At 68.8% G+C, this 22,981-nt stretch carries 22 protein-coding genes and 1 pseudogene; 15 read left to right on the top strand and 8 right to left on the bottom strand.

Going from position 1 to position 22,981, the window contains the following annotated elements; genetic code table 11:
• The first annotated feature begins 1 nt into the window (after nt 1).
• From UQW22_RS07880 to UQW22_RS07860, 5 genes and pseudogenes are all read left to right on the top strand, one after another.
• Nucleotides 2-3,244, top strand: a complete 3,243-nt coding sequence (locus UQW22_RS07880; protein WP_407320354.1) for a DUF5107 domain-containing protein — start codon at nt 2-4, stop codon at nt 3,242-3,244.
• Nucleotides 3,241-4,554, top strand: coding sequence for a cellulase-like family protein (locus UQW22_RS07875; protein ID WP_407320353.1), 1,314 nt, complete (start codon nt 3,241-3,243; stop codon nt 4,552-4,554). Before UQW22_RS07880 ends, UQW22_RS07875 begins: the two co-directional genes overlap by 4 nt.
• Nucleotides 4,555-4,678: 124 nt before the next feature.
• Nucleotides 4,679-5,734 (top strand): annotated as a pseudogene (locus UQW22_RS07870) (DUF2332 domain-containing protein).
• Between the two features lie 88 nt (nt 5,735-5,822).
• Nucleotides 5,823-6,449, top strand: a complete 627-nt coding sequence (locus tag UQW22_RS07865) for a DUF305 domain-containing protein (protein ID WP_407320352.1) — start codon at nt 5,823-5,825, stop codon at nt 6,447-6,449.
• Between the two features lie 93 nt (nt 6,450-6,542).
• The gene (locus tag UQW22_RS07860) at nt 6,543-6,824 is read left to right on the top strand and encodes a DUF1905 domain-containing protein (RefSeq protein WP_407320351.1); all 282 of its coding nucleotides are present in this window, start codon (nt 6,543-6,545) and stop codon (nt 6,822-6,824) included.
• Between the two features lie 15 nt (nt 6,825-6,839).
• Here UQW22_RS07860 and mgtE read toward each other — a convergent pair whose 3' ends face one another.
• Nucleotides 6,840-8,177 carry a magnesium transporter gene (mgtE, locus tag UQW22_RS07855; protein ID WP_407320350.1) on the bottom strand — a complete coding sequence of 446 codons (1,338 nt, stop codon included), beginning with the start codon at nt 8,175-8,177 and terminating at the stop codon, nt 6,840-6,842.
• 105 nt (nt 8,178-8,282) lie between these two features.
• Here mgtE and UQW22_RS07850 point away from each other — a divergent pair, with 105 nt between their 5' ends.
• The 5 genes from UQW22_RS07850 to UQW22_RS07830 all read left to right on the top strand — a co-directional run bounded on the left by UQW22_RS07850 (nt 8,283) and on the right by UQW22_RS07830 (nt 12,244).
• A complete protein-coding gene (locus UQW22_RS07850; protein ID WP_407320349.1) occupies nt 8,283-9,101 on the top strand; it encodes an SDR family oxidoreductase in 819 nt (272 codons plus the stop codon).
• 53 nt (nt 9,102-9,154) lie between these two features.
• A complete protein-coding gene (locus UQW22_RS07845) occupies nt 9,155-9,931 on the top strand; it encodes a CPBP family intramembrane glutamic endopeptidase (RefSeq protein WP_407320348.1) in 777 nt (258 codons plus the stop codon).
• A gap of 159 nt (nt 9,932-10,090) precedes the next feature.
• Nucleotides 10,091-10,582, top strand: coding sequence for a GyrI-like domain-containing protein (locus tag UQW22_RS07840; protein ID WP_407320347.1), 492 nt, complete (start codon nt 10,091-10,093; stop codon nt 10,580-10,582).
• Complete coding sequence (locus UQW22_RS07835) at nt 10,579-11,379, top strand: MerR family transcriptional regulator (RefSeq protein WP_407320346.1); 801 nt, start codon at nt 10,579-10,581, stop codon at nt 11,377-11,379. The genes UQW22_RS07840 and UQW22_RS07835 overlap by 4 nt, the downstream gene beginning before the upstream one ends.
• A 292-nt stretch (nt 11,380-11,671) precedes the next feature.
• Nucleotides 11,672-12,244: a hypothetical protein gene (locus UQW22_RS07830; RefSeq protein WP_407320345.1), complete on the top strand. Its 573-nt coding sequence runs from the start codon at nt 11,672-11,674 to the stop codon at nt 12,242-12,244.
• A gap of 411 nt (nt 12,245-12,655) precedes the next feature.
• Here UQW22_RS07830 and UQW22_RS07825 read toward each other — a convergent pair whose 3' ends face one another.
• Nucleotides 12,656-13,099, bottom strand: a complete 444-nt coding sequence (locus tag UQW22_RS07825; RefSeq protein ID WP_407320344.1) for a hypothetical protein — start codon at nt 13,097-13,099, stop codon at nt 12,656-12,658.
• 332 nt (nt 13,100-13,431) lie between these two features.
• Here UQW22_RS07825 and UQW22_RS07820 point away from each other — a divergent pair, with 332 nt between their 5' ends.
• Together UQW22_RS07820 and UQW22_RS07815 are read left to right on the top strand one after the other, a co-directional pair.
• A complete protein-coding gene (locus UQW22_RS07820; protein ID WP_407320343.1) occupies nt 13,432-13,944 on the top strand; it encodes a GNAT family N-acetyltransferase in 513 nt (170 codons plus the stop codon).
• 55 nt (nt 13,945-13,999) lie between these two features.
• Nucleotides 14,000-14,308, top strand: a complete 309-nt coding sequence (locus UQW22_RS07815; protein WP_407320342.1) for a DUF1778 domain-containing protein — start codon at nt 14,000-14,002, stop codon at nt 14,306-14,308.
• A gap of 205 nt (nt 14,309-14,513) precedes the next feature.
• Here UQW22_RS07815 and UQW22_RS07810 read toward each other — a convergent pair whose 3' ends face one another.
• The 5 genes from UQW22_RS07810 to UQW22_RS07790 form a co-directional block, all read right to left on the bottom strand.
• Nucleotides 14,514-16,184: a DUF2326 domain-containing protein gene (locus UQW22_RS07810; protein WP_407320341.1), complete on the bottom strand. Its 1,671-nt coding sequence runs from the start codon at nt 16,182-16,184 to the stop codon at nt 14,514-14,516.
• 65 nt (nt 16,185-16,249) lie between these two features.
• Nucleotides 16,250-16,483, bottom strand: coding sequence for an ABC-three component system middle component 6 (locus UQW22_RS07805; RefSeq protein ID WP_407320340.1), 234 nt, complete (start codon nt 16,481-16,483; stop codon nt 16,250-16,252).
• The gene (locus UQW22_RS07800; RefSeq protein ID WP_407320339.1) at nt 16,480-17,253 is read right to left on the bottom strand and encodes a hypothetical protein; all 774 of its coding nucleotides are present in this window, start codon (nt 17,251-17,253) and stop codon (nt 16,480-16,482) included. Before UQW22_RS07800 ends, UQW22_RS07805 begins: the two co-directional genes overlap by 4 nt.
• Nucleotides 17,254-17,263: 10 nt before the next feature.
• Nucleotides 17,264-18,094: a hypothetical protein gene (locus UQW22_RS07795; RefSeq protein WP_407320338.1), complete on the bottom strand. Its 831-nt coding sequence runs from the start codon at nt 18,092-18,094 to the stop codon at nt 17,264-17,266.
• Nucleotides 18,095-18,096: 2 nt separating this feature from the next.
• Nucleotides 18,097-18,924, bottom strand: a complete 828-nt coding sequence (locus UQW22_RS07790) for a hypothetical protein (RefSeq protein ID WP_407320337.1) — start codon at nt 18,922-18,924, stop codon at nt 18,097-18,099.
• 147 nt (nt 18,925-19,071) lie between these two features.
• Here UQW22_RS07790 and UQW22_RS07785 point away from each other — a divergent pair, with 147 nt between their 5' ends.
• From UQW22_RS07785 to UQW22_RS07775, 3 genes are read left to right on the top strand one after another with little or no spacing between them, the layout of a single operon-like run.
• Nucleotides 19,072-19,503 (top strand): plasmid replication, integration and excision activator, encoded by a 432-nt coding sequence (locus UQW22_RS07785; protein WP_407320336.1) that lies wholly within the window; start codon nt 19,072-19,074, stop codon nt 19,501-19,503.
• Nucleotides 19,500-21,044: an FtsK/SpoIIIE domain-containing protein gene (locus tag UQW22_RS07780; RefSeq protein WP_407320335.1), complete on the top strand. Its 1,545-nt coding sequence runs from the start codon at nt 19,500-19,502 to the stop codon at nt 21,042-21,044. The genes UQW22_RS07785 and UQW22_RS07780 overlap by 4 nt, the downstream gene beginning before the upstream one ends.
• Nucleotides 21,037-22,587, top strand: a complete 1,551-nt coding sequence (locus UQW22_RS07775) for a replication initiator (protein ID WP_407320334.1) — start codon at nt 21,037-21,039, stop codon at nt 22,585-22,587. Before UQW22_RS07780 ends, UQW22_RS07775 begins: the two co-directional genes overlap by 8 nt.
• On the opposite strand, the gene UQW22_RS07770 is transcribed toward UQW22_RS07775, so the two are convergent.
• A complete protein-coding gene (locus tag UQW22_RS07770; RefSeq protein WP_407320333.1) occupies nt 22,584-22,928 on the bottom strand; it encodes a hypothetical protein in 345 nt (114 codons plus the stop codon). The genes UQW22_RS07775 and UQW22_RS07770 overlap by 4 nt on opposite strands.
• Nucleotides 22,929-22,981: the final 53 nt, after the last annotated feature.

Here is a 22,981-nt window from a genome sequence, read left to right as displayed (position 1 = left end):
GGTGCCGACCTACGACGACGCCACCAGCCGTCTCCAGCTCCCGGACCCCCCTGCCGACCAGGCCGCTCTCCTCGCCGACGGCGGAGTCGCCTGCTGGAGCGAGCCGGTCGAGATCGACACCTACCGCCCGGGCGAGCCGGACGGCTACCCGCTCTTCCTGGACCGGCGGGTGTACCAGGGATCGAGCGGCAAGGTCTACCCGCTGCCGCTGATCGACAGCGTCGCCGCGACCAAGGCGTCGCGACGCTGGCAGGCCGTCCACCTCGAGAACGCCTCCGTCCGCCTGATGCTGCTGCCCGAGATCGGTGGTCGGATCCACGTCGGCTACGACAAGGTCGCCGACTACGACTTCTTCTACCGCAACAACGTCATCAAGCCGGCCCTCGTCGGGCTCGCCGGGCCGTGGATCTCCGGCGGGGTCGAGTTCAACTGGCCGCAGCACCACCGGCCCGCGACCTTCCTGCCCGTGGAGACCCGCATCGAGCGCGAGGCCGACGGCGCCGTCGTCGTCTGGCACAGCGAACTCGACCCGTTGCAGCGCATGCGCGGCACGCACGGCGTCCGGCTGCGTCCGGACAGCTCAGTCATCGAGGCGGAGGTGGTGCTGCACAACCGCACCGACCTGCCGCAGACGTTCCTGTGGTGGGCGAACGTGGCCGCCCGGGCGCACGAGGGGTACCAGTCGTTCTTCCCCGACGACGTGGCGATGGTCGCCGACCACGCGCGGCGGGCGATCACCACGTTCCCGCGCGCGGACCGCCCCTACTACGGGGTCGACTACCCTTCGCTGACCGCCGGGCGGCCCGACGCGGACCGCATCGACCTCTACTCCAACATCCCCGTGCCGACGTCGTACATGGTCACGGACACCGAGCAGGAGTTCTTCGGCGGCTACGACCACCGCGCCGAGGCCGGGTTCGTCCACTGGGCCGACCGGTCGATCTCTCCCGGCAAGAAGCAGTGGACCTGGGGGAACGGTCCCCTCGGTCAGGCGTGGGACGACCAGCTCACCGACACCGACGGCCCGTACGTCGAGATGATGGCCGGCGTCTACACCGACAACCAGCCCGACTTCGCCTGGCTGCTGCCCGGCGAGACCAAGACCTTCAGCCAGTACTGGTACCCCATCCATCGCATCGGGCCGGCCCGGCAGGCGAGCACGGAGGCGGCCCTGTCGGTCGCGGCCCGCGACGGTGCGGTGCAGGTCGGGGTGCTGGCGACCCGTGCGCACGAGGGCGCGACGGTACGGGCCCACGGAACCGACGGCGTCGTCGGCGAGTGGACCGTCGACCTGGGCCCCGACCTCCCCGTCGTGCGGACGGTGGATGCCGACGACGTCGAGCGGGTCGAGGTCCTCGCCGCCGGCCGCGCCCTGGTCACCTGGACCGCCGTCGCGGCACCCGACGACGAGCCGTGGGTCGCGACCGCGCCCGACGCTCCCGCGGAGATCGCGTCGAACGACGAGCTGTACCTCACGGCCGTGCACCTGCACCAGTACCGCCACCCCACCCGCTCGCCGCTTCCCTACCTGCGCGAGGCGCTGCGCCGCGACCCCGCGGACTCCCGTGCCGCGACCGCGCTCGGGTCGTGGCACCTCGTCCGCGGCGAGTACGCGGCGGCCCGCACCGTGCTCGAGACCGCACGGGCACGCCTCACCCGCCGCAACCTCAACCCGCGCGACGGCGAGACGGCCTACCTGCTGGGTCTGGCGTGCGAGCGTCTCGGGGACGTCGTCGCCGCCGACCGCGCCTTCGGCCGGGCGGCCTGGAACGCCGCCTGGGCCGCTCCCGCACGGCTCGCGCGCGCCCGCCTGGCCCTGCGTCGCGGCGACGCCGAGGGCGCCCGCCGGCTGGCGGACGCGGCCGGCACGATCCCGGAGGCGCGTCGCGTCGCGGCCCTCGCGCGGCGGGCGCTCGGCGACGCCGAGGGGGCCCGCGGGCTGCTGGAGCGCGAGCACGCCGTCGACCCCCTCGACCTGGCCACGGCCGCCCTGCTCGGCCAGCGCGCGTTCGGGGACGCCCGGACCCCGCTCGACGTCGGCGCCGAGCTGGCTCGTGCCGGGGCGTACGACGCCGCGCTCGACGCCACCGCCGACGACGTCACCGCGGTCCCGGCGCGCGGCCTCGCCGGGCCGATCCGGCACTACCTGCGCGCCCACTGGCTCGGCCGTGCGGGACGCGCCGCACGGGCCGCGGACGAGCGACGGCAGGCCCGGACGGCGGCGGTCGCGCTCGCCTTCCCGGCCGGCCTCGACCAGCGGGACGCACTCGAGGCAGCCCTCGTCGCCGACCCGGACGACGACGTCGCGGCGGGCCTGCTGGGCATGTGGCTGCTCGACGCCGGACGCGCCACCGACGCGCTGCACCACCTGCTGCACGCGACGGCCTGCGGGTCGACCGACCCCGTCGTGTGGCGCAACCTCGCGATCGCGGCCGTCACGGTCGACGACGACGAGGACCTCGCCGACCGCGCCCTGCAGCAGGCGCTCGCCCTGCGCGCGGACGCACGCCTCGTGCTGGAGCGTGACGTGCTCGCGCAACGCCGCGGGCTCGACCCGGCCGCCCGCCTCGACCTGCTACGTGCCCACGGCGAGGTCCTCGACGAGCGGGACGACCTCGCGCTGCGGCACGTCGAGCTGCTGCTCGACGTCGGCGACGTGGACGCGGCCTGGACGATCCTCACGAGCCGCACGTTCCGTCCCTTCGAAGGTGGTGAGGGGCGGGCGATCGCCGCCTTCGACCGCGCGTCCTGCGCACGGGCCCGGCGTACGGCCGAGGCGGACCCGGCCGAGGCGGCGGCGTTCCTGGAGGCCGGGCTCACGCCTCCCGGCACCCTGGGCGAGGGACGCCACCCCGCGCAGCGCCCGGCGGAGCGGTGGGTGCTGCTCGGCGACTGCCGCGCCGCGGCCGGGGACGACGACGGTGCTCGCGCGGCGTGGGAGCAGGCGCGCGCCACGACCCCGCTCGCCGTCGACCCTCGCCCCGCGGACGAGCAGACGTACTGGACCGGTGTGGCGCACGCACGCCTGGGCGACCGGGGGGCCGCCGTCGCCGTGTGGCGCGAGCTCGAGGAACGGGCCGCCGCCCTCGTCGAGGCCGCGGACGACGTCGACTACTTCGCGACGTCGCTGCCCGAGCTGGACCTGTTCGACACCGGGACCGGCGCCTCCCGGGCACGCACGGCCGCCACCCTCCGGCGGCTCGCGGCCACCGGACGCACGCTCACCGAAGGGACCCGACCATGACCGAGCGCTACCTGGGCTCCGGCCACCTCACCGCCGACGAGAGCAGCCTCACCGGCCCCGTGCCCGCGCACCTGCCGCAGCGGCTCACCATCACCCTGTGGGACTTCTCCTGGTACACCCAGGCCGGGCCCGGCGACCCCTACGAGGACCTGGACGCCGCCGTCGCCGACGCCGCCGCCCTCGGGTACAACGCGATCCGGATCTGCGCCGCGCCGCTGCTGCTCTGCGGCGACCTCGGCCTGGACGACCAGGCCGGCGCCCTCGAGGTCCAGGGGCTCGGCCCCTCCCCCGACGGCGGGTACTTCGGGCGCCGCACCCGCTGGTACGACGCACCGGGCGGCTATACGACCGACCTGCGCGAGCGCCTGCTCGCCCTGTTCGAGGCGGCCCGGCGGCACGGCATCGTCGTGGTGCTGGCGAGCTGGGAGTACCAGCAGTCGCCGGCGTTCGCGGCGTCGTCGGCCTGGTACGAAGCGATCGACGCGGTGCCGCTCGACCAGCGGTACGCGGCGCTCGCCGGCGCGTGGGACCGCATGATCGGATGGCTCACCGCGCACGGGTTCCGCGAGCAGATCGCCCTCGTCGAGCTCCACAACGAGGTCGACTTCTCGATCCTGCCGGCGCTCGACCAGGGCGTCCCGGCACTGCGGTGGCTCCGCGAGCGCCACCCGGACCTGGTGATCACCGCGAGCTACGGCAAGCCGCCGCACCTGGCGATGCACCAGGTGCCGGACTGGCTCGGTGCGGCCCAGTTCCACGTGTACAGCTACGGGGTGCTGGATGCGTTGCAGCAGAGGCTCGACATCCGGTCCGAGGGCAGCGCGGACTTCCCCGACGCGGAGCTGGCCCGGATGCTGCGCGACGACGCCCCCGACGTCGCCGACTACGGGCGCGCCGCGGACTGGAAGTACCGCGCCACCGTCGTCACCGACCAGATGATCTACGGGTACGACTGGATCGACCCGGAGGCCTGGGACGCCTGGCTGACCGAGCACTACCCGCCGTACGAGGCGGTCATGCTGCGCGAGATCGAGTCCCGCACGATCGCGATCGCCCGGTGGGCGCGCTGGCAGGGTGTCCCCGCCGTCGTCGGCGAGGGTTGGGTGGGGTACACGCCGCTGCACGGCACCTTCGAGGAGAGCGCGACAGGCCGGGCGCTCGCCGAGCACGGCATCGACACGGCGCTGGAGCACGGCATGTGGGGCGTGGTGCTGTGCTCGAACGCCGCACCGCACCATCCGATGTGGGAGCAGCGCGACTGGCAGGCGCGGGTGAACGCCCGCATCCTCGACCACGGGACGGTCTACTGAACCCGCTGTCGTCGTGGCCCGGGTCCAGGGACCAACCGGCGGTACCGTTGCACATCGTGGAAGGTCGGTCCGGGCAGATGGCCGTGGTGAGATCTCCGGGGAAGCTGGTGTCAGGCTCGACGTGATGTCGCCACCTCCAGCGGAAGAGACGTACCGACGCTTCGCGACGGCCGAGTGCACCGGTGGCTCGCCCCTGTCCGCGCGGATCGCGGTCACGCTGAGCGAGTCGCCCGGTGCCCTGCGCGCTCTGGAGACGGCACCGCCCCGGACGCGCCGACCCGCACTCGTCCTCGCCGCCCTGCACGATCTCGCGCTGTCCGGCCGGGCGCCGGCGATCGCCGCGGCCTTCGCCGCAGGGGACGACGACGCGGCAGCGCACGCGGCGGTGGCCGTGCTGCGCGACTCGCCCGAGGCGGTCGTCGAGGTGGCGTCGAGCCGGCGCCTCCCGCCCGACCAGAGCGGACGGGGCACCGTGCTGTACCCGGCCGTCGCCGAGGCCGCGTCGAGGGCGGGTGCGCAGTCCGTCGGCCTGGTCGACGTGGGGCGTCCGGCCGGGTTCAACCTTCAGGTCGACCGCGTCGGCATCACGTAGGACGACGGGCGGTCGCTGGGCGACCTGCGATCCCCGGTGCAGCTCGCGGCATCGGTCGTGGGAGACCGAGCGGTTCCGACGACGGCGATCCCCGCCGTCGTCGGACGCGTCGTCGTCGACAGCTCCCCCGTCGACGTCACCGACGCCGACGACGCCCGGTGGCTGCGCGCCTGCGTCCCGCCGGACGACGCCGAGCGTGCCGCGCGGCTCGACGCGCAGATCGAGCTGGCGGCGTCGGCACCGCCGCGCCTCCTGCAGGGCGAACCGGTCGAGGTGCTCGCCGACGCGATCGGGGACTTCCCTGCCGACGCCCTGCCGGTCGTCACCACCACGTGGACGCTGTCCCGGTTCTCCCCCGCGAGACGGTTGCGCCTTCTCGAACGACTCGCCGAGGCGGCCTCGGGCCGACCGGTGGCGTGGGTGTCGGTGGAAGGCGTGGGCGTCGCGCCGCAGGTGCCGACGCTCGGCGACCGGCCCGCCTCCGGGCACAGCATCGTCGGGCTGACCCTGCTCGACGGACGGTCGGTGCTGTCCGACGCCGTGGCCCGGTGCTGGTCGCGGGGCCGGATGCTCGCATGGCTGGCGTGACCGGCGTGGGCTCCGGTGCGAGCTCCCGGGCCCGCTTGTAGCGTCCCGGACAGGGCCGGGATCCTGTGCCGACAGAAGGGACGAAGCCATGCCGGCGGAGAATCAGCACGACGGCGGCGCTCAGCGCGCCGAGACCCAGCACTCGGACGACCAGCACCGGCACGGCTCCGACGGGCACCAGACCGGCATGTACCTGCGCTTCGCCGCGATGATCCTCACGGCCATGGTCGTCATGTACTGGGTGATGTTCGTCGGTTCCTGGGAGTGGAGCCACGTGCGCTTCAGCCAGAGCCGCGTCTTCATGGCGATCACCATGGGCGGCACCATGGGCCTGATCATGCTCGCCTGGATGCTGAACATGTACAAGAGCACCAAGGCGAACGCGGTGATCGTCGTCGCGAGCCTGGTCCTCCTCGCCGGTGGTACCGCCCTGGACCGGAGCCAGGCGACGGTCGACGACACGGCGTTCATGAGCGCGACGATCCCGCACCACTCCCTGGCCATCACGCGGTCCGAGCGCGCACAGATCTCCGACGTGCGGGTGTGCGAGCTCGCGGTCGAGATCATCGAGGCGCAGAACCGCGAGATCGCCGAGATGGACTGGCTCATCGAGGACATCCAGCGCAACGGGCTCGCCCTGACGCCCGAGGAGGCGGACGCCCGACCCGTCCCGGCGGTCCCCGGTACCGCGATCCGCGACTGCCCGGCCGGCTGAGGGCACGACGGCGGCACTCTCCGCGACCGATGAGTTCGGCGGGTCCACCCGGTCCACACGACGAACACCCGCTCCAGCCACCGGAGGACACCCGTGCCCCACGCTCTCGACCACACGTTCACCGCGCCGATCGGCGTCGACGTCAAGGGGGAGGTCTGGCCGTGCGTCGAGCTCTCCGGGGCGGCCGAGCTCCTCGGGACGGGGCGCTCGGTCCGGGTCGACGCCACCGTCGACGACGTCCCCCTCGAGAACGTCGGCCTCATGCCGACGGGACGCGGTGAGCTGATGCTGTCCCTCAACGCCAAGCTGCGCAAGCGGCTGGCCAAGGACGTCGGGGACACCGTCGTCGTGCACCTGGGACGTCGCCTGAGCTGAGGTCGCCGTCCGGGCTCAGATGCCGAGCACGACCTTGGCGATGGAGAAGTACAGGACGAGCCCCGTCGTGTCGACGAACGTCGAGATGAACGGCGCGGAGACGATCGCCGGGTCGATGCCGATCTTGCGGGCCAGCAGCGGGACACCCGACCCGACGGTAGTGGCGAGCGTACAGACGCACACCACCGTCAACGCGAGGACGAGTCCGATCTGCGGCCCGGCGACCAGGATCGCCGGGCCGACGCCGACGAGCGCGAGCGCCACACCGAGCAGCGCCCCGGTCAGCACCTCACGGCCGACGACGCGCAGGACGTCGGCAGGGCGGACGTCACCCACGGCCATGGCACGCACCACCGTCGTCGCCGCCTGGGACCCGGCGTTTCCTCCGGTGCCGATCAGCAGCGGGATGAAGAGGGCGAGGGCGACCACCGCGTCCAGCTCGGCCTCGAAGTAGGACTGCACGCCGACCGTGAGGGTCGCTGCCACGATGAGGGCGAACAGCCACACGATCCGTGAGCGCACGATCGCCAGGACGGACGTCGACAGGTAGGGCCGGCGCAACGGCTCGGCGCCACCGGTGCGGGCGGAGTCCTCGTCGTCCGAGGCCTCGAGGACCCGCATCGCGTCGTCGACGGTGAGGATCCCGAGCAGCCGGTCCTCGGCGTCGACGACCGGGACGGCGACGTACCCTCCGTCGCGGACGACGTTCGCGGCGTGGACCGAGTCGTCCGTCGCGCGGACCGTCGTCGGGCGGGACATGACGACGTCGACGAGCGCCTCGGACGGGCTCACGAGCAGCCGTCGCAGGGACACGACGCCCTCGACACGGCGTCCCTGACCGAGCACGGGGACCGTGTAGATGGTCTCGACCTGGTCGGCGACGTCACGGAGCCGCGACAGGGCGTCGGACACGGTCGTGCCCGACGGCAGGCTCGCCGCCTCCGGCGACATGCGCCGCCCGGCACTGTCCTCCGGGTAGCCCAGCAGTGCGATCGTCTTGAGACGCTCGTGCGGCGACAACCCGTGGAGCAGCTGCGACGCGACCCCCGCCGGCAGCTCGTCGAGGAGCGGCGCACGGTCGTCCGGGTCGAGGGCTCCGAAGAGCTCCTGGGTGGCGTCCTCGCGCAGCCCCTCGACGATCTCGCGCTGCAGCGAGGGGTCGAGGTCTTCGAGGACGTCGACGGCGCGCCCCTTCGACAGCAGGCGGAACGCCACGGCTCGGTCGGACCTGTCGAGCCGTCCCAGCTCTGCCACCACGTCGGCGACGCTCGAGACGGCGAGGCGGTCGCGCAGCTCGCGCAGGCGTGGCGTGCCGTCCTCACCCGCGCCAGGCGGCGGTCCCGCGTTGCTCACTCGTCGGCCTCGTCTCGAAGCGGTCGATGGGGCAGTCACAGACTCTCACGCGGCTCGTGCCCCGTCGCCGCGAGGGCCGCTTCCAGCGCGCGAGGTGCCGACGCCGTGGCTAGCGTCGACGGCGTCGACCACGGAAGGAGCACCATGACGATGGAAGGCAAGGTCGCGCTCGTCACGGGCGCCGGGTCCGGTATCGGTCGGGCGACCGCGGTGCGCCTGGCACGCGAGGGTGCCACGGTCGTCCCGCTGGGACACCGGCAGGCGAGCGCGGAGGACGTGGCGTCGGAGATCCGGCGCGACGGCGGCACGGCGTTCCCGGTCGCGGCGGACGTCGAGGACGCAGCCATGGTGCGCGACGTGCTCGACCGGGTCGAGCAGGAGCTCGGCCGGCTCGACGTCGTCGTCGCGAACGCCGGGGTCAACGGCGTCTGGGCCCCGCTCGAGGAGCTGGAGCCCGAGGAGTGGGCGAGCACCATCGCCACGAACCTCACCGGCACGTTCCACACCGTGCGGTACGCGGTGCCGCTGCTCGTGCGGCAGGGAGGTGCCGTCGTCGTGGTCGCGTCCATCAACGGGACGCGCACGTTCAGCAACTCCGGCGCCTCGGCCTACGCGACGAGCAAGGCCGGCCAGGTCGCGTTCGCGCGCATGGCCGCCGTCGAGCTCGGGCCGCGCGGCGTGCGGGTCAACTCCGTGTGCCCCGGCGCGATCGACACCGAGATCGACGACAACACCGAGCAGCGTGGCACCGAAGATCTCGGCGTGCGGGCCGAGTACCCGGAGGGGCAGATCCCGACGACGGGTCAGGAATCGGGCGAGGCCGCGCAGGTGGCCGACGCCATCGCCTACCTCGTGTCGGACGAGGCGAGCCACGTCACCGGTACCGAGGTGTTCGTCGACGGCGGCCAGTCGCTCATCGCCTGACGGCGTGCCGGCACGCTTGACCGTGTTCGGACAACATGGTTTCCACTGCCGTCATGCACACCACGTCCGGCACGACAGCGTTGCGCGTCCGTCCTCGGGTCTGGCTGGGCCTCGGTCTCTTCGTGGCCTACCTGGCGGTCTTCTACGCCATCTGGATCGTCAACGGCATCGACTACACCCGCGTCGGGGAGAGCGAAGAGACGCTGCTGAGGTGGTACGTCGCACCCCTCGGCGGTGGCCTCGTCGTGATCCTGGTCGGCCTCTCGCTCCTCGGTTGGTGGCGGCCGACACTGCGCGACACGAAGCGGCTCCCGAGAAGCGGCGCCGTCGTGCCGGTGATCATGACCGTCGTCGCGGTCCTCAACCTGGTGTTCGGTGAGTTCTCCAGGGTGACGACGACGATGTGGATCCTCCTCGTGATCGGCAGCATCCTGGTGGGGTTCAACGAGGAGGTCGTCGCGCGCGGTCAGCTCTTCGTCGCGCTGCGCAGCCGGTTCGGTGAGATGGGCGTCTGGTTCCTCTCCACCGCCCTGTTCTCGCTGCTGCACCTGCCCAACTTCTTCTTCGGCATCGGATCGCTCGCGTTCCTCCAGGTCGTCATCCAGTTCGGACTCGGATCCGTGTACTACCTGGCGTTCCGCTCGACGGGGTCGCTGGTCCCCGCCATGCTCCTCCACGGCCTGTGGGACTTCTCGACGTTCTCGTCGGGCCTGCCCTGGGCCGGACTCACCGCCCCGTTCCTCGGGATCGCGGGCGTCGTCGTGGCCGTCGTCCTCCTGGTGAAGGAACGACGGCGGGACGCGGACGCGAGGAGTCAGCCGATCCGTTGATCGGCGCTCAGCCACCGGCGCGCAACGCGTCCGCGATCGACTCGAAGCCGGCTCCCGAGAGCACCACGCCGAGCCACGGTTGACTCTGCCCCTGGGACAACCCGTCTGATCGGTACCGGCCCACCCGAGAGCCGGGTGGCGACCGGAAGGAAAAGACCCATGACCGCATTCACCGTCGAAGAGCGCCCTGAGCGCCCGTGGGTCGGCGTGTCGACCGTCGGCGAGCTCGCTCACTGGGATCAGGTGAACGCACTCGTCCCGCAGATCTACGCCGCGCTCGCCGCGGCAGGTGGGATTCCGGAGGGCGGCCCGATCTACCAGTACCACCGGATGCAGACGGTCGCCGACCCGATGGACGTCACCGTCGCGGTCCCGGTGTCCGCACGCCTCGAGATCGGCGAGGGCTTCGAGACCGGCGCCCTCCCCGCCGGCCGCTACCTCGTCGCGCGCCCGGAAGGCGGGCCTGACGTGTTGGGTCGCGTGCACGGCGAGATGTGGCAGTGGGCCAACGCCCAGGGGCTGGACCTGGCGGTCGATGAACGAGCTGACGGGATCCACTGGGAGGCGCGGACCGAGCAGTTCCTCACCGACCCGCAGACCGAACCCGATCGCAGCAGGTGGGTGGTCGACGTCGCATACTTGCTGAGGTGAGCGAGACCGCCAGGCTGTCGATCGGGGAGTTCAGCCGTCTGACGTGGCTGTCGCCGAAGGCGCTCCGCCTGTACGAGCGGCGTGGTCTCCTCCTGCCGGATCTCGTGGACGAGTTCACCGGCTACCGCTACTACAGCCGTTCCCAGGCCGAGCGTGCGCGGACGATCGCTCTGCTCCGCCGCGTCGGGATGCCGCTGGAACGGATCGGGGCGGTGCTCGACTCCACGGGCGAACAGCGACGCGAAGCCATCGAGGCATACCGGGTGGAGACGACTCGTGCCCATCAACGCGCCGTCGCCCTGCTGGACAGCATGGCCGGCAACCTCGCGGACGGGGTCCCGCCCGAGACGATGCCGCGGGCGTTGAGCCGCGTGGTGAGCTCCTGGGCGTTCGTCTCACGCACCCTGCGGACGACTGCCGCCGATCTTCCCTCGCACATCGAGCGAACCGCCGCCGCGCTCGTCCACCGCGCCGGGGCGAACGTCGACCGGTCTCAGCCGCTCGTGGTCCTGTACCACGGTGAGGTGAGCTGGGAGTCGGACGGGCCGATCGAGGTCCGCGTGCCGGTGGTCGACAGCACCACGGCCGACGGCGTCGAGCCGGAGGGAACGGAGCTTTACCTCGACGTCCCGCTCGGCGAGGTGCAGTTCCCCACGATCCTCCGCTTCTTCGACGCGGCACGAGAGGCCGCCGCCAGCGACCCGTACCGTCCGCTCGGGTCGCCGCGTGAGATCTACCTCGGCGGCGACCCGTTCCGATGCCAGGTCGCACAACGCGTTCTCGTCACCTCGAGCTGAGCTCGCCCGACAGCCGGGGGGTGTCGCAACGGACCTGCGAAGCGGCCAGAATCGGGCGACCCGCCGCGGATGATGGAACCCTCTTGCGCACCATCACCGTCGGTGTCGCCCTCGGCCGACTCGATGGGAGACGATCAGGTTGCCTGCCAGCGACCACACGACCGTTCCCCAGAGCAGGCACGAGGCCGCCTCGAGGGGAGGTAGGCCGGCAGCGGACAACCCGGTCCTGAGACCGAGGGGCGCGAGGTCGCCCGCGTTGCCCCCGCCTACCACGGCCGATACGTTCGACGGCGTGTCTTCGCGTGCATGGAAGGGGCAGGATCGGGTGACAAATTCGGAGCGCAGCAGTACTGCGGCGGTGGCCCTCGGCCTGAAAGCACTCGTCCCTGTGATCGTGGTGGTGGCCTACCTCGTCGTGGTGGGCTATCTGAATCTGCACGCCAAGACCATCGTCACGGGCGCGGCGCTCGACTGGAGCGCCTCCGTCGTCGCCATCGCGCCGCCGGCACCACCCCTGGGGTCCGCGGTAGGTGTCGCGATCGTGTCGGCGCTCGCCTTCTTCCTCGCCTGGCGCGCTCACACCTCTGCAACCCGTCGACGGCACCAACTGCCGATCTGGATGGCCACCGTTGCGCTGATCGCGCTCTCGACCTACGCGATGGTCTCTGCCGACTTCCCGTACAGCGCGCTCGCTTCGACTTTCGACAACCGTGTCGGGTTGATGGAAGGGGCGAGCCCCGAGCCGCTGCCACTGGCGTTCGTCCGCGAGGGAGCGTTGAGCCCCGCGGCGCACGCCCTCGCCGGCGTCATGGTGGTGCTGTCGCTCCTCCGGCCGAAGCAACCGGCTTGCTCCACTGGAGCCTGACCCGCCTGCAGAAAAAGTATGCGGGTCGAGAGGATCTGTCTAGCAACTCGCATAGCCCCCCCGCCGCGCTTCACGTCCGCCCCGTACCGTGGACGACAACGCGATCCTCACGTGGAGACGAGCCGAAAGACGCTATGGCGGCCAGCCGCACTGGCTGTACAGACAGCCCAACGACGAAGGGCCCCACAGCCGCAGAATCGTGCGGGTGGGGCCCTTCGGGTGGCGGTAGCGGTGGGCTTCAGTCGCAGGCTTCGGACGTGGTTGGCAGGGCGGGACAATCTTGCCCCTGACCTGGGTCGACGCCTCGTCGGGGCGTGTAGCGCGTTGCACCTGTTCGCGCTGGTTTCGCTGGCAAAACAGAGTGAAAATGGTGACTTGCGGGCTGGAGGTAGACCCGGGAGCTTTGCCAGGTCACTGCTGGTCGGCCGACGGGGCTCCCCGCGCTACATCGCGGAGGTACTCGAAGGCCTCTTCGGTCGGGCGCCAGCACATCCACTGACCATCAGCGAAGCCGTTGAGCGTCGCGATCTCGGGATTAACGACCTCGTCCGCACTCGGCCGGAGTCGGACTGCGCCAGTCTCGAACTCGATGCTGATGCCCGCGCCGAACCCCTCGTGCGTTGCCGTGATGCTCTGCCCGGCCAGCGCGACGAGAGCGTCAGCCCAGCCGTGTTGACCTGGCGCGGTCACGCGATCGCTCACGATGACGGTCGGGCTCACGTCGCAGGTCAGCATGGGCATGTCCGCTGTCGGGAAGACGTCGAAGTGCAGTTGCACGAAGTCCAGGACGAATTCGACCGAGTACAGCCGATAGCCCACAAGCCGGCCAAGAAGCGAGTTGAAGACGTAGCTCACGGCGCGAGTCTACGGATCGGCACCCGACCACGGCCGCGAACTGTGGCCGAGTCATCGGCGGGGACACTCGGAGGCGCCGTGCCGATAGCGGAGCACTGGAGGCCGGCGGAGGTCCGGGTCAAGGGTGGCCGCAGGCCATCGCGCAGCGACGCCGCAGGCGCCCTGGACGCGGGCCGGAGCCGGCCGGATGCTCGGCTGTCGGTGCGGGGCCGGAACGCAAGAGAGCAGCGCTACCCGACCACGGCGGCTCCCACCTGCACACATCCCTGTCGCCGCCTCGCCGTAGGGTGGCGACCGCTCGAGTCCTGGCGATCGGAAAGGCACCAACGACGATGCTCATCGCGCGGCCGTTCACCTCAGCGGCCATCAAGCTCCATCCGTTCGACTGCGGCGAGCCGGAGCTCAACGAGTGGCTCGCCCGGTACGCCAGCCAGAGCGAGAAGAAGGACAACGTCCGCACCACGTTGCTCCTCGACGAGGAGGCGCAGCGCGTCGCCGGCTACTTCTCCCTGCGCACGTTCGAGCTGTCAGCGGCCGACGGCGAGTCAGCCATGGGACGCAAGCGCCGCTATCCAGTGCCGGCGATGCTCCTTGCACGGCTCGCGGTCGACAACGACTACAAGGGTCACGGCGTCGGCAAGCTGCTGCTCTTCGACGCCCTCCAACGGCTGGTGGCAGCGGCCGACGACATCGGCTTCGAGATCGTCGTCGTGCACGCGCTCCACGAGGACGCTGCCTGCTTCTACCTCAAGCACGGGTTCCGCCGGTTCCTCGACCACGAGCTCAGCCTGTTCCTCACGACCAAGGACCTGCGCGCGACGTTCGCTGCAGCAGAACCAAGTTGAGACGTACGCACCACGTGCGTACAGTAGACGTACACCATAGATACGAGGAGTCGCCATGCCCACCGCCAACGCGCGGTCAGAACGCCTCAACATGCGACTGTCGCCGGATGCTCTCGCGACCATCCGCGAGGCCGCTGCCGCCCAGCAGCAGGACGTATCCGCGTTCGTGCTCGGGGCCGCCATGGAGCACGCCCGCGAGGTCCTGCTCCGGGACCGCGTCCTCCAGCTCACCCCTCCCGAACTTGACCAGGTCGACAGCGCACTCGACGCCGAGCCTCGCGAGGTCCCGGAACTCGCCGCGCTCATCGCTGCGGTCCGACGGGACACGCCGCAGCACGGCAAGCAGGAGCTGACCTCGCACTGAGCGACCAGCCCGAGCGCGAACGAAGGGCGGCCCCGGAATTGATCCGGGGCCGCCCTTCGTCGTCTCGGGACGGGATGTCGGGTGGGGTGCGCGCAGCGAGCGGAGCGAGCGAAGCGCGGGGCCCCGCGCGACGCCCCGGCCAGCGCGGCGGAGCCGCGCCTTGAGTCAGTAAGGAAAGTCCTCACGGCATCTCGGCGCCCTACGGCTACTCCGAAGTATCGAGCCGCAGCCCAAGAAGACTGCCACTCGGACTACCGTCGTCCAGCGTCAAGACCATCGAGCGACGGAACTCATCCTGATTCCTGAACTCCGACCACGGAACTTTATCGCTATTCATTGTCAGTAGATACTGATAACCATACTGGACGGCGGACCTGCTTGCGATGTCGATGGCCATAGCAGTTTGTCGCTCATCGACGTCAGCAAAAATCAGGCTGTCATGAACTAGGAAGCCCAGCCCACGACCTTCAGCCTGCAGGTTCTCGGTCAATGCGATATCGTATGCAAAAATTGCCATCAGGTTAACGCCCGATGAACCCGTACGCGGCAACCTTGTTTCGAACATGAAACCAGTTCTACCTCGCCTCACACGGATGTCAGCTGATTCGCCAAGCAACATCTCCATAATCTCACCGAACCGCGCAATAATCGGCTCGCGGCGCGAGAACCGCTCCTGCAAGTCCAGATCGGTCCTGGACGCAATATCCAGTTCGTCACGCTTCACCTGAGCCTCATTTTCGCTAAGGTTGCGTAACGTCGCAAGCCGGGCTCGCGCCTCAGCCAATTCCGTCAGCGCTTCCGCCAAACTCTTCTGCAACTCAGCAAAATCCTCAAGCGCACCGCCGGAATCTAGCAATCGCAAATCCTCTGCATGTTGACCAGCGAGCTGCTCTTGCTCAGCTTCGCGAAGCAGAACTCTCTCGCGGATTCGTCGGATCTCAGTCTGAAGGTACGATTCACGATTTCGCTCGACCTCTCGACGGAAATCAGACGCTTCCTCGAGACTCCGCACAACGGCTTCGCCAAGGTGCACGTTCGCATCATCGAAGAGTTCTGCAATCCAGTCCTCGCTATTCGACCTCTCCTCGTCAATCTGCCGTTCATACATCTGCAGAAGCTGCCGGTCCGCGACATTCGAATTTGAAAGTTGTTTCAACTTTCGCGAACCTGAGTTAACACGGTTCTCGACATCCCGGAACTCAGGAAGGACTTCGAAGTGCGCCGCATCCTGCTGCATTCTTTCCGCCCTCCGACCAAGGCGTACGCATTGCGCCTCCAGGTCGGCTATCTGAGCACCAACATCCAGATCGCCCGATTGAGCGAGCGCTAGCCGATTCTTCCTGTCCTTCAGGCTGCCCCATTCCTCCACCAACGACCAATCAAGGTCAAGAAGGAAGGCATTCTCCAACTGGACGTCAGCCGCTGCTTGATTTGCAACCGGCCGGAAGGGATCAATGAATGAGTCACCCCGAAACCGAATAAGGTGTTTCGCTAGACTACGGAATGATGGGCCTTGTTCTGCATCGCGCCCACGGTAGAACGTTACCCGCCCAAGCCAACTCGTCCACTTCCGTACGCCAAGTACTACCTCCCCCGCGATACTCATCTGGTCCAGGTCTGGAAAACGCGCCCGCGCCAGATCCCCAGCCAGCACGACGTCACGCGGGGAGTCGGGACTGCGACTTGCCGAGATCTCAGCGCCACCAGGCGCGACAAGGTCCAGCTTGAAAGTCCAACCGCGCCCCACCATCTGGCGCAAGTGCTCTCCCATATTTGCGCCAAGGCAGAAATCAATAAGCGCGACGGCAGTCGTCTTTCCCAGCCCGTTCCGCGATTCAGTAACCGCAGCGCCTTGAGTGCGCTCGGCGAGTACCACGCTCAGGTCGTGGTTGAATCTAAGGGAGTGAAATTCATCGAAGTTTGCCGACAGTTCTACAAGTCTCATTTATTCACGTCCCATACTAGCTTGCCCCGGTCCAAGTCCACTGCGCCGACGAGGAACAAGAGCACTAGCCCTTCTGAGAATTCCCCGAAGTTGATCGAGTCACGCTCATGTCGAACATTCGTCCATAATTCGCTAACCGTTTGGTTGGGACGCCGACACTCAAGTATAATCGCAGATCTTCCCAGGACGCTGCGCCTTGCGTCGACATACTTTGTTGGAAGTACGCTCATGATGCCTCGAATAGGTCGCAGACCTGAAATAGATGGCAAACAACTGATGTGACTGCCGCCTGAAACACCCATCGATCGGCATCAGGAACCCTTGGCGATATTGCCAACGTGCCGTAATCGATCAAGCCTAGAAATAGCGCGTCGCCCTGAACTCCAACTTCTTTCAGTGAGTCGTACTTCGCTGTGAATCCTTGAAGCAAGCGGCCAGGAAACTTGCTCGATAGCTGGGCTTGGCGCGCAATATACTCGGCGGCTTGGGGTGCTTGGGCAAGTCCAATTGTCATCTGTGACCGGATAGCAGACGTAAGACCATTTACTCGCATCTTCTCGTCCGGTGGCGCCGCAAACATTGGCGTCGATGGATATTCCAAGTCCCCATCAACGAAGGCGTTGCACACCATCTCAAGTTCGGCAAACGAAATCTGCGTGGCGCCAACGGCCAACTTTTCGCGAGTTTCTTGCTCCGCCTGACGTTTCCACTGGCGGAGTTCATCGACTGGATACTCTGAATCCAGCCGATCAACGAGCCGATGGTGGTGCGCACATAGAACGAGCAAGTTCGCATATCCATCTCGCTCTGTACGCCCAAGCGAGGGATTGCTTCGGGGCCCATTGTCCGACGATGCTTCGATATGCGCGATATCGCCCAGTATTTCAGGACCCTCGCTGGTGTACTCGACCGTTCTGGTCGAGCATTCAGGATGGGCGCAGTGATGTCCGGACATAATAAAAAGTTGTTTGAGCGTCCTGTCACTGTAGCTCCGCGGCATCGCAGTCTTCCTAACTGCCCGGAAGTTCGGTCGTCGGACTGGGATAGTGTACCTTATCGAGGTCGCGCATCAATACTATCGTCTTGTCATCATGCCTCTTAGCTCTGGGATTAATTGACCCTCTGGGATCTGTGCTGTGTTCCCAGTTCTGCGCCTCTTCTAGCAGCTGGCCGAGATCGGCAACGGTCAATGCACTATGATGCCAATCTCCTGCGAACAGGTCGAGCGGCCTGTATGCGCCATCTGTCGCGATCACACACCAAGGAGTTTCCTGAACGTTGTACCGAGCCGTTACCGATTTCTTCGCGGCTGCTGGTTCAGTTTCGGCTATCCAGTAGCCGTACCGTCGGTTTCTGTAGCGCGCCTGTTCTTTCTGTAGTGCTCGGAGCAATGCACGATGCTCTTCGTCGTAGCCTTTGCCGAGTCGCAAACGGTTCTGGTACGCACGTCGCTCATCCGTTGCGACCTTGCCGATTCGATCGTCACAGAGCACTCCATGGTTCGTTCTGACCTGCGTGTCGCCCAGGACGAGCAGGTCGACAGCACCACCGTATTGACGTGCGATCGCCACGGTGCTGCTTGGCGAGGCGCCCGGGTGAAGGTCGAGTTCGGTTGCGGCGAACTCGATCGCGTCGCCCAGGGCGGCGGCAAGGTCTGTGGTCGGATCGTCAAGCAGTCGCGACCGTAGGCACCCACCTAAGGTGTCGACGTACAGTCCGGTGGACACCTCCACGGGAACGAACGCCGACGCGCCATCGAGCACGATCGCCGCGCTGGGCGTGGTAAAGACTCGATCCTGTGACTCAGGCGGTTCCGGCAGCATCTCGGAGACGATCTGCATTCTCACTCCCATGTGTATGGGCCGGCTACGGTTTCGGTGCTCGTGATCTCGATCCCTTCGTAGGAGCAGCCAAGGACGAGCGAGAAGGACCCGTAGCTCGCTTCGGCGAAGAGGGATGCTGCATCACTTTCAAATCGTCGAACGGCTCCGAGGGATCCGATCGCATGGATGCCCGCTACGTGGGTGATCACCCGACCGTCGACCTCGCGCCTGCTCACGTACGCGACGTCGCCGTCACTCGGCTCAGCATCGTCCGAGCTGGACCCGAAGCGGCCCCCCGAGGCGCGGTCGACCACCCACCAGCGCCCGCCTTCCTTGACGACGTCGAGCACTGGGTCCTGATCAATCAGCGCCCGTGACACCTGCGAGGACTTTGGACCACAGATCAGGAACACGTCGCCGCCGGGTACACGCTCATCCGTCGCTAGGACTTCATGCTCCGTGGTCATGAACCCCAGGGACTTGAGCATCGCTTCGGCCTGCCGGCGTGCCTCCAGGTCCTCGGCACTTACCAGTGGGTGCGCTCGGCTCTCCACCTGCCGATAGGGCACGGCGACGGTCACAGGCCCCTTGCCGAACAGTGCGCGGTGTGCCGGTGGAGCACTCGAGCGGAGTTGGGTGACGCGCCCCTTGGTGATCCCCAGAGCCTTGGCGACGTCGGTGTACGACATGCCCTGCTCGAGGTGGGCGCGCTCCATGCCGGCGCGACGCAGCCTTCCCAGCTCGGTCGAGTGCTGCTGGTAGACGGCTTGGAGCGTCGCGGCGCGCTGAGCCTGCCGGATGGGGTCAGGCTCCCGCCGGATCGCTTCGATGTCGTCTGGAAGTACCACCCGTCGAGTTTAGGCATCCTCGACTGTGCTTGACGAGTGCGGCGTCGCGGTCTAGCGTGTTTAGCACCCATCAACCCCGGCCTCGCTTCGACCGGACAGCCTCCGGCCGCCTCGGTTTAGGGGATATCAACTGAAAGGTAGCAACTCATGGCACTGAAGCAGCGCTTCCAGATCGAGCACACCACGGCGTTCCCCAAGGGCGCGTTCCTGCGCGGGGAGGTCGAGCCCGTGGGGGACTTCAACGCGACGGCCGGTCCTGACGGCTCGCGTCCCCAGCAGCTCGACAAGGAGACCGGTCTGCCGATGTGGCAGTGCGTGGTCATCGACGCCGACGTGGATGCCGGCCGTAAGGACATCGGCGTCACGGTGAAGTTCGTTGCCAAGCACCAGCCCGTCCCGCCGGAGAACAAGTCCGGTCTTCCGTGGACGCCCGTGGAGTTCGTCGGCTTGCTGGCGTTGCCGTACGTGGACACCAACGGCATGCGGCCACGCATCGCCTGGTCGTTCCGCGCGTCGGAGATGGTGACGCCGGGTCAGCCGGGGCAGGGCGTCAAGGCCTCCGCGAAGGCTGCGGCGTGATCATCGCCCGTGCATGGCAGGCGGTCCGCCGGGTGTTCTCAGCCCTGTGGCTGGCACTCCGGTGGACCGCCCGCGGGTGGTGGTGGCTCACCGCGTCGGTGTTCTTCTACGGCGTGCTGAGCCTCATGGGACACGACCTCCTGAGCGTCGTGATCCTCTTCTCCGTTCCGGCTTGGAACCTTACTCGGGCGTTCTGGGCGGTGTTCAGCCCGATGTCGTACGAGCCGTTGCTCGGTGGTCCGCTACGACGCTTCGCCTGGCGCCGCCACGTGCGCCGCAACTGGGTGGAGCTCGCCGTCGCGTGCGGGCTGGCTAGCGCCGTCGTACTCGACCGTCGGGTCGTTCCGCGGCTGCTGCGCGTTCGGGCGCGGGGCAACACGCTGCGGATCCGAGTGCAGGCTCGCGCCGGGCAGACGCTCGAGGACATCCGCAACGCTGTCGCCGCGATCGAGACCGCGTTGGAGGCCGAGAGCTCCACCAGTCAGAGGGTGCGGCCTCGCGTACTCGACATCGTGCTGACGATGGCCGATCTGCTCGACCAGCCGCTCCATGCGAGCATCCCTCAGGTCGTGGACCCGCGCGGCGTGGACCTCGGCCGCAACCAGGACGGTTCGCGGTGGCGACTCACGCTGCGGGGTCGGCAGACGCTCGTGGTCGGCTGTTCCGGATCCGGCAAGGGCTCGGTGTTCTGGGGCATCGCCGGCAACCTCGCCCCGGCGGTGGAGGCGCGGCTCGTCCGGCTGTGGGGCGTCGACCTCAAGGGCGGGATCGAGATCGGGATGGGTGACGGCGTCTTCCACCGGGTCGCCACCGACGAAGACCAGGCCGTCGAGGCCCTGCGCGACCTGCTCGCCGTCGTCGACCGCCGCCAGCGGCAGATGTATGGCCACACGCGGGACTTCGAGCCCACGCCGGGCGACCCGGTGCACATGCTGATGATCGACGAGCTCGCGGTGCTGACGGCCTACGCCTCCAAGAAGGTCCAGGGCGAGGCATCGGACCTGCTACGGCGCATCCTCACCCAGGGGCGTGCGCTCGGCGTGGTCGTGGCCGCGTTCGTGCAGGATCCCCGCAAGGAGACGGTGGGCATGCGTGGGCTGTTCACGCAGACGGTCGCGCTGCGGCTGCGGTCGGCGTCCGAGACGACGATGGTGCTCGGCGAGGGGATGGCCGACGTCGCGCCGGCCCACCAGATCAGCCCGGCCCACCCGGGTACTGGGTACGTGGTGTCCGACGACGGTCACGTACAGCGGGTGCGGGCCGACTTCTGGGAGGACACCTTCATCCGGATGGTGGCCGACACCTATCCAGCGCCCGACCGGTACCTGCCTGAGCTGGCATCACCGCAGGTGGACGAGGCTCCGACCTCTGCCCCGGCGGACGACGAGAACGTGGCCCCGGTCGAGGCTGCGTCCGGTGCGGCGTCCGCCAACACTGGCTCTGCGACCTCGGCGGGCAACGACCCCGCACCGCGACCCCGGAAGCCGCGCACGCCCCGCGCTGCCCGTCAGCCTGCCGGGTCAGGGGCTCGCGGTGAGTAACGTGCACGCCGCAACTGGAGGGTTCCCGGGGTTCGGGCAGGACGCCCCGCTCGACCTCGGGGACCTCTCCCCCGCTGCCGTCGCCGGCATCACCGCCCGGCTGCGTGACCGCACCGTCGGCGCCTTCTCAGATGCCGCGGCTCGCGTGGGGTTCTGCTCGCACCCCGTCCGGCTCAAGGGCTCGTCAGCCACCATCGACGCCTCGACAGGCGAGGTCCTGGCTGAGTTCAACTCCGCCGATGCACCGCTCGGCGTCCTGTACCGGGCGTGCGGCAACCGGCGAGAGTCCGTGTGCCCGGCCTGCTCCCGGGTCTACGCCCGCGACACGTTCGAGATGATCCGCGCCGGACTCCTGGGCGGCAAGACCGTCCCCGCCGAGGTCGCGGACAACCCGCTCGTCTTCGCGACGCTCACCGCGCCGTCGTTCGGGCACGTCCACGGCACCCGCTCCAAGAACGGTGGAGCCGGGCGCTGCCGCCCCCACGGTCGAGGCACCTGCCCGCACGGCGTCCCGCGGTCCTGCAGCGCGCAGCACTCCGAGCACGACCCTGCCGTCGGCGGACCGCTGTGCGACGCCTGCTACGACTGGAAGTCCGCCGTCGTGTGGCAGTGGCACGCCCCCGAGCTGTGGCGGAGGTTCACCATCGCGATGCGTCGCCAGGTCGCCGAAGCCCTGGGCGTGCGCGAGTCGGCGCTGCGCGACGTCGCCTCGGTGCAGTTCGCCAAGGTCGCCGAGTACCAGGTGCGCGGTCTCGTGCACTTCCACGCCCTCATCCGCCTCGACGGACCCGACGGCCCCGGCTCACCGGCTCCGCTTCCCGGCGCGATGCTCTCCGAGGCGGTCCGGGGGGCTGCACGGGCGGTCTCGGTCACGGCCCCTCCGGTCGACGGTGCGGACGTCCCGCGCGTGCTGCGCTTCGGTCAGCAGCTCGACGTGCGGTGCGTGCGCTCTGGCGTGCCGGAGAACGACGAGGGCTCCGACGACCTGCGCCCCGAACAGGTAGCCGGCTACCTCGCGAAGTACTCGACCAAGGGCACCGGCACCGATCCGTCGGCCCCGCGGCCACACCATCGCCGTCTCATCCGCACCTGCCGGTGGTTCGCCGAGCGTGCTGCCACTGCCTGCCGCGGCCTTGCCGGCCCGGACCCCGAGGACGACGCCGGTTGCGTCTGCGGGAAGTGCGTCGACAGCCCGTACCGGCTTCTGGCGAAGTGGGCCCACATGCTTGGCTTCCGCGGCCACTTCTCGAGCAAGTCGCGCCGCTACTCGATCCCGCTCGGACGCCTACGCCGGGCACGGATGCGGTTCCAGCGGCTCAAGGCCGACGCTGACCGCGACGGCTCCCCGATGGACACCGCGGATCTTGAGAACCGCCTGCTGTCCGAGGATGAGGAGACCACGCTCGTCGTCGGCTCCTGGACCTACCAGGGCACCGGCTGGACCAACCCTGGCGACAAGGCTCTGGCCGATGCCGCAGCCGCGCGTGCCCGCGAGTATGCCCAGTGGAGGGCGCAGTGTCGCACCGCTGAGTTGGCTTCCTAGAAGTCCAGGAACGACTCGCAGAGCATCGCGAGCTGAGTCGCGGCCATCCCCATGAGGGCCACCTGGACTGGGTCACGACGTCGCCGCACGAACATCACCAGCTCGACGATCACGACCGTGGCGACGAGGCCCAGTGTCGCCACGCTCACCCAGGCCGGCACCCCGGCAGTGCCGGCGAACCGAGGCCCGAGGTTCGCCTGCCAGTACCCCGAGAAAAGCCAGACGAATCCGCACTGAAGCAGGAGAAGGAAGATGACGCCCATCGTCCGGAAGACCGCGGGTGCAGGCCTCCCGGGCTTGTCGGCCGTCGCGGCACTCGACTCGCCGGGGTTCGCGTCCATGCGTTTGCTCCTGGATCGGTGACTCGGGCCACCGTACCGGCGTCGATCAGTCT

Source organism: Isoptericola halotolerans, from assembly GCF_045689585.1.
Classification (GTDB): Bacteria; Actinomycetota; Actinomycetes; order Actinomycetales; family Cellulomonadaceae; genus Isoptericola; species Isoptericola halotolerans_B.
The sequence above is the reverse complement of the archived record's forward strand: the minus strand, read 5'-3'. Positions and strand labels throughout refer to the sequence as shown.

What these genes read in the sequence shown, in the direction of transcription:
- UQW22_RS07785 (WP_407320336.1), top strand. Translation starts at nt 19,072, where the DNA reads ATGGCACTGAAGCAGCGCTTCCAGATCGAGCACACCACGGCGTTCCCC.
- UQW22_RS07820 (WP_407320343.1), top strand. Translation starts at nt 13,432, where the DNA reads ATGCTCATCGCGCGGCCGTTCACCTCAGCGGCCATCAAGCTCCATCCG.
- UQW22_RS07865 (WP_407320352.1), top strand. Translation starts at nt 5,823, where the DNA reads ATGCCGGCGGAGAATCAGCACGACGGCGGCGCTCAGCGCGCCGAGACC.
- UQW22_RS07815 (WP_407320342.1), top strand. Translation starts at nt 14,000, where the DNA reads ATGCCCACCGCCAACGCGCGGTCAGAACGCCTCAACATGCGACTGTCG.
- UQW22_RS07795 (WP_407320338.1), bottom strand. Translation starts at nt 18,094, where the DNA reads ATGCAGATCGTCTCCGAGATGCTGCCGGAACCGCCTGAGTCACAGGAT.
- UQW22_RS07800 (WP_407320339.1), bottom strand. Translation starts at nt 17,253, where the DNA reads ATGCCGCGGAGCTACAGTGACAGGACGCTCAAACAACTTTTTATTATG.
- UQW22_RS07840 (WP_407320347.1), top strand. Translation starts at nt 10,091, where the DNA reads ATGACCGCATTCACCGTCGAAGAGCGCCCTGAGCGCCCGTGGGTCGGC.
- UQW22_RS07875 (WP_407320353.1), top strand. Translation starts at nt 3,241, where the DNA reads ATGACCGAGCGCTACCTGGGCTCCGGCCACCTCACCGCCGACGAGAGC.
- UQW22_RS07845 (WP_407320348.1), top strand. Translation starts at nt 9,155, where the DNA reads ATGCACACCACGTCCGGCACGACAGCGTTGCGCGTCCGTCCTCGGGTC.
- UQW22_RS07770 (WP_407320333.1), bottom strand. Translation starts at nt 22,928, where the DNA reads ATGGACGCGAACCCCGGCGAGTCGAGTGCCGCGACGGCCGACAAGCCC.
- UQW22_RS07805 (WP_407320340.1), bottom strand. Translation starts at nt 16,483, where the DNA reads ATGAGCGTACTTCCAACAAAGTATGTCGACGCAAGGCGCAGCGTCCTG.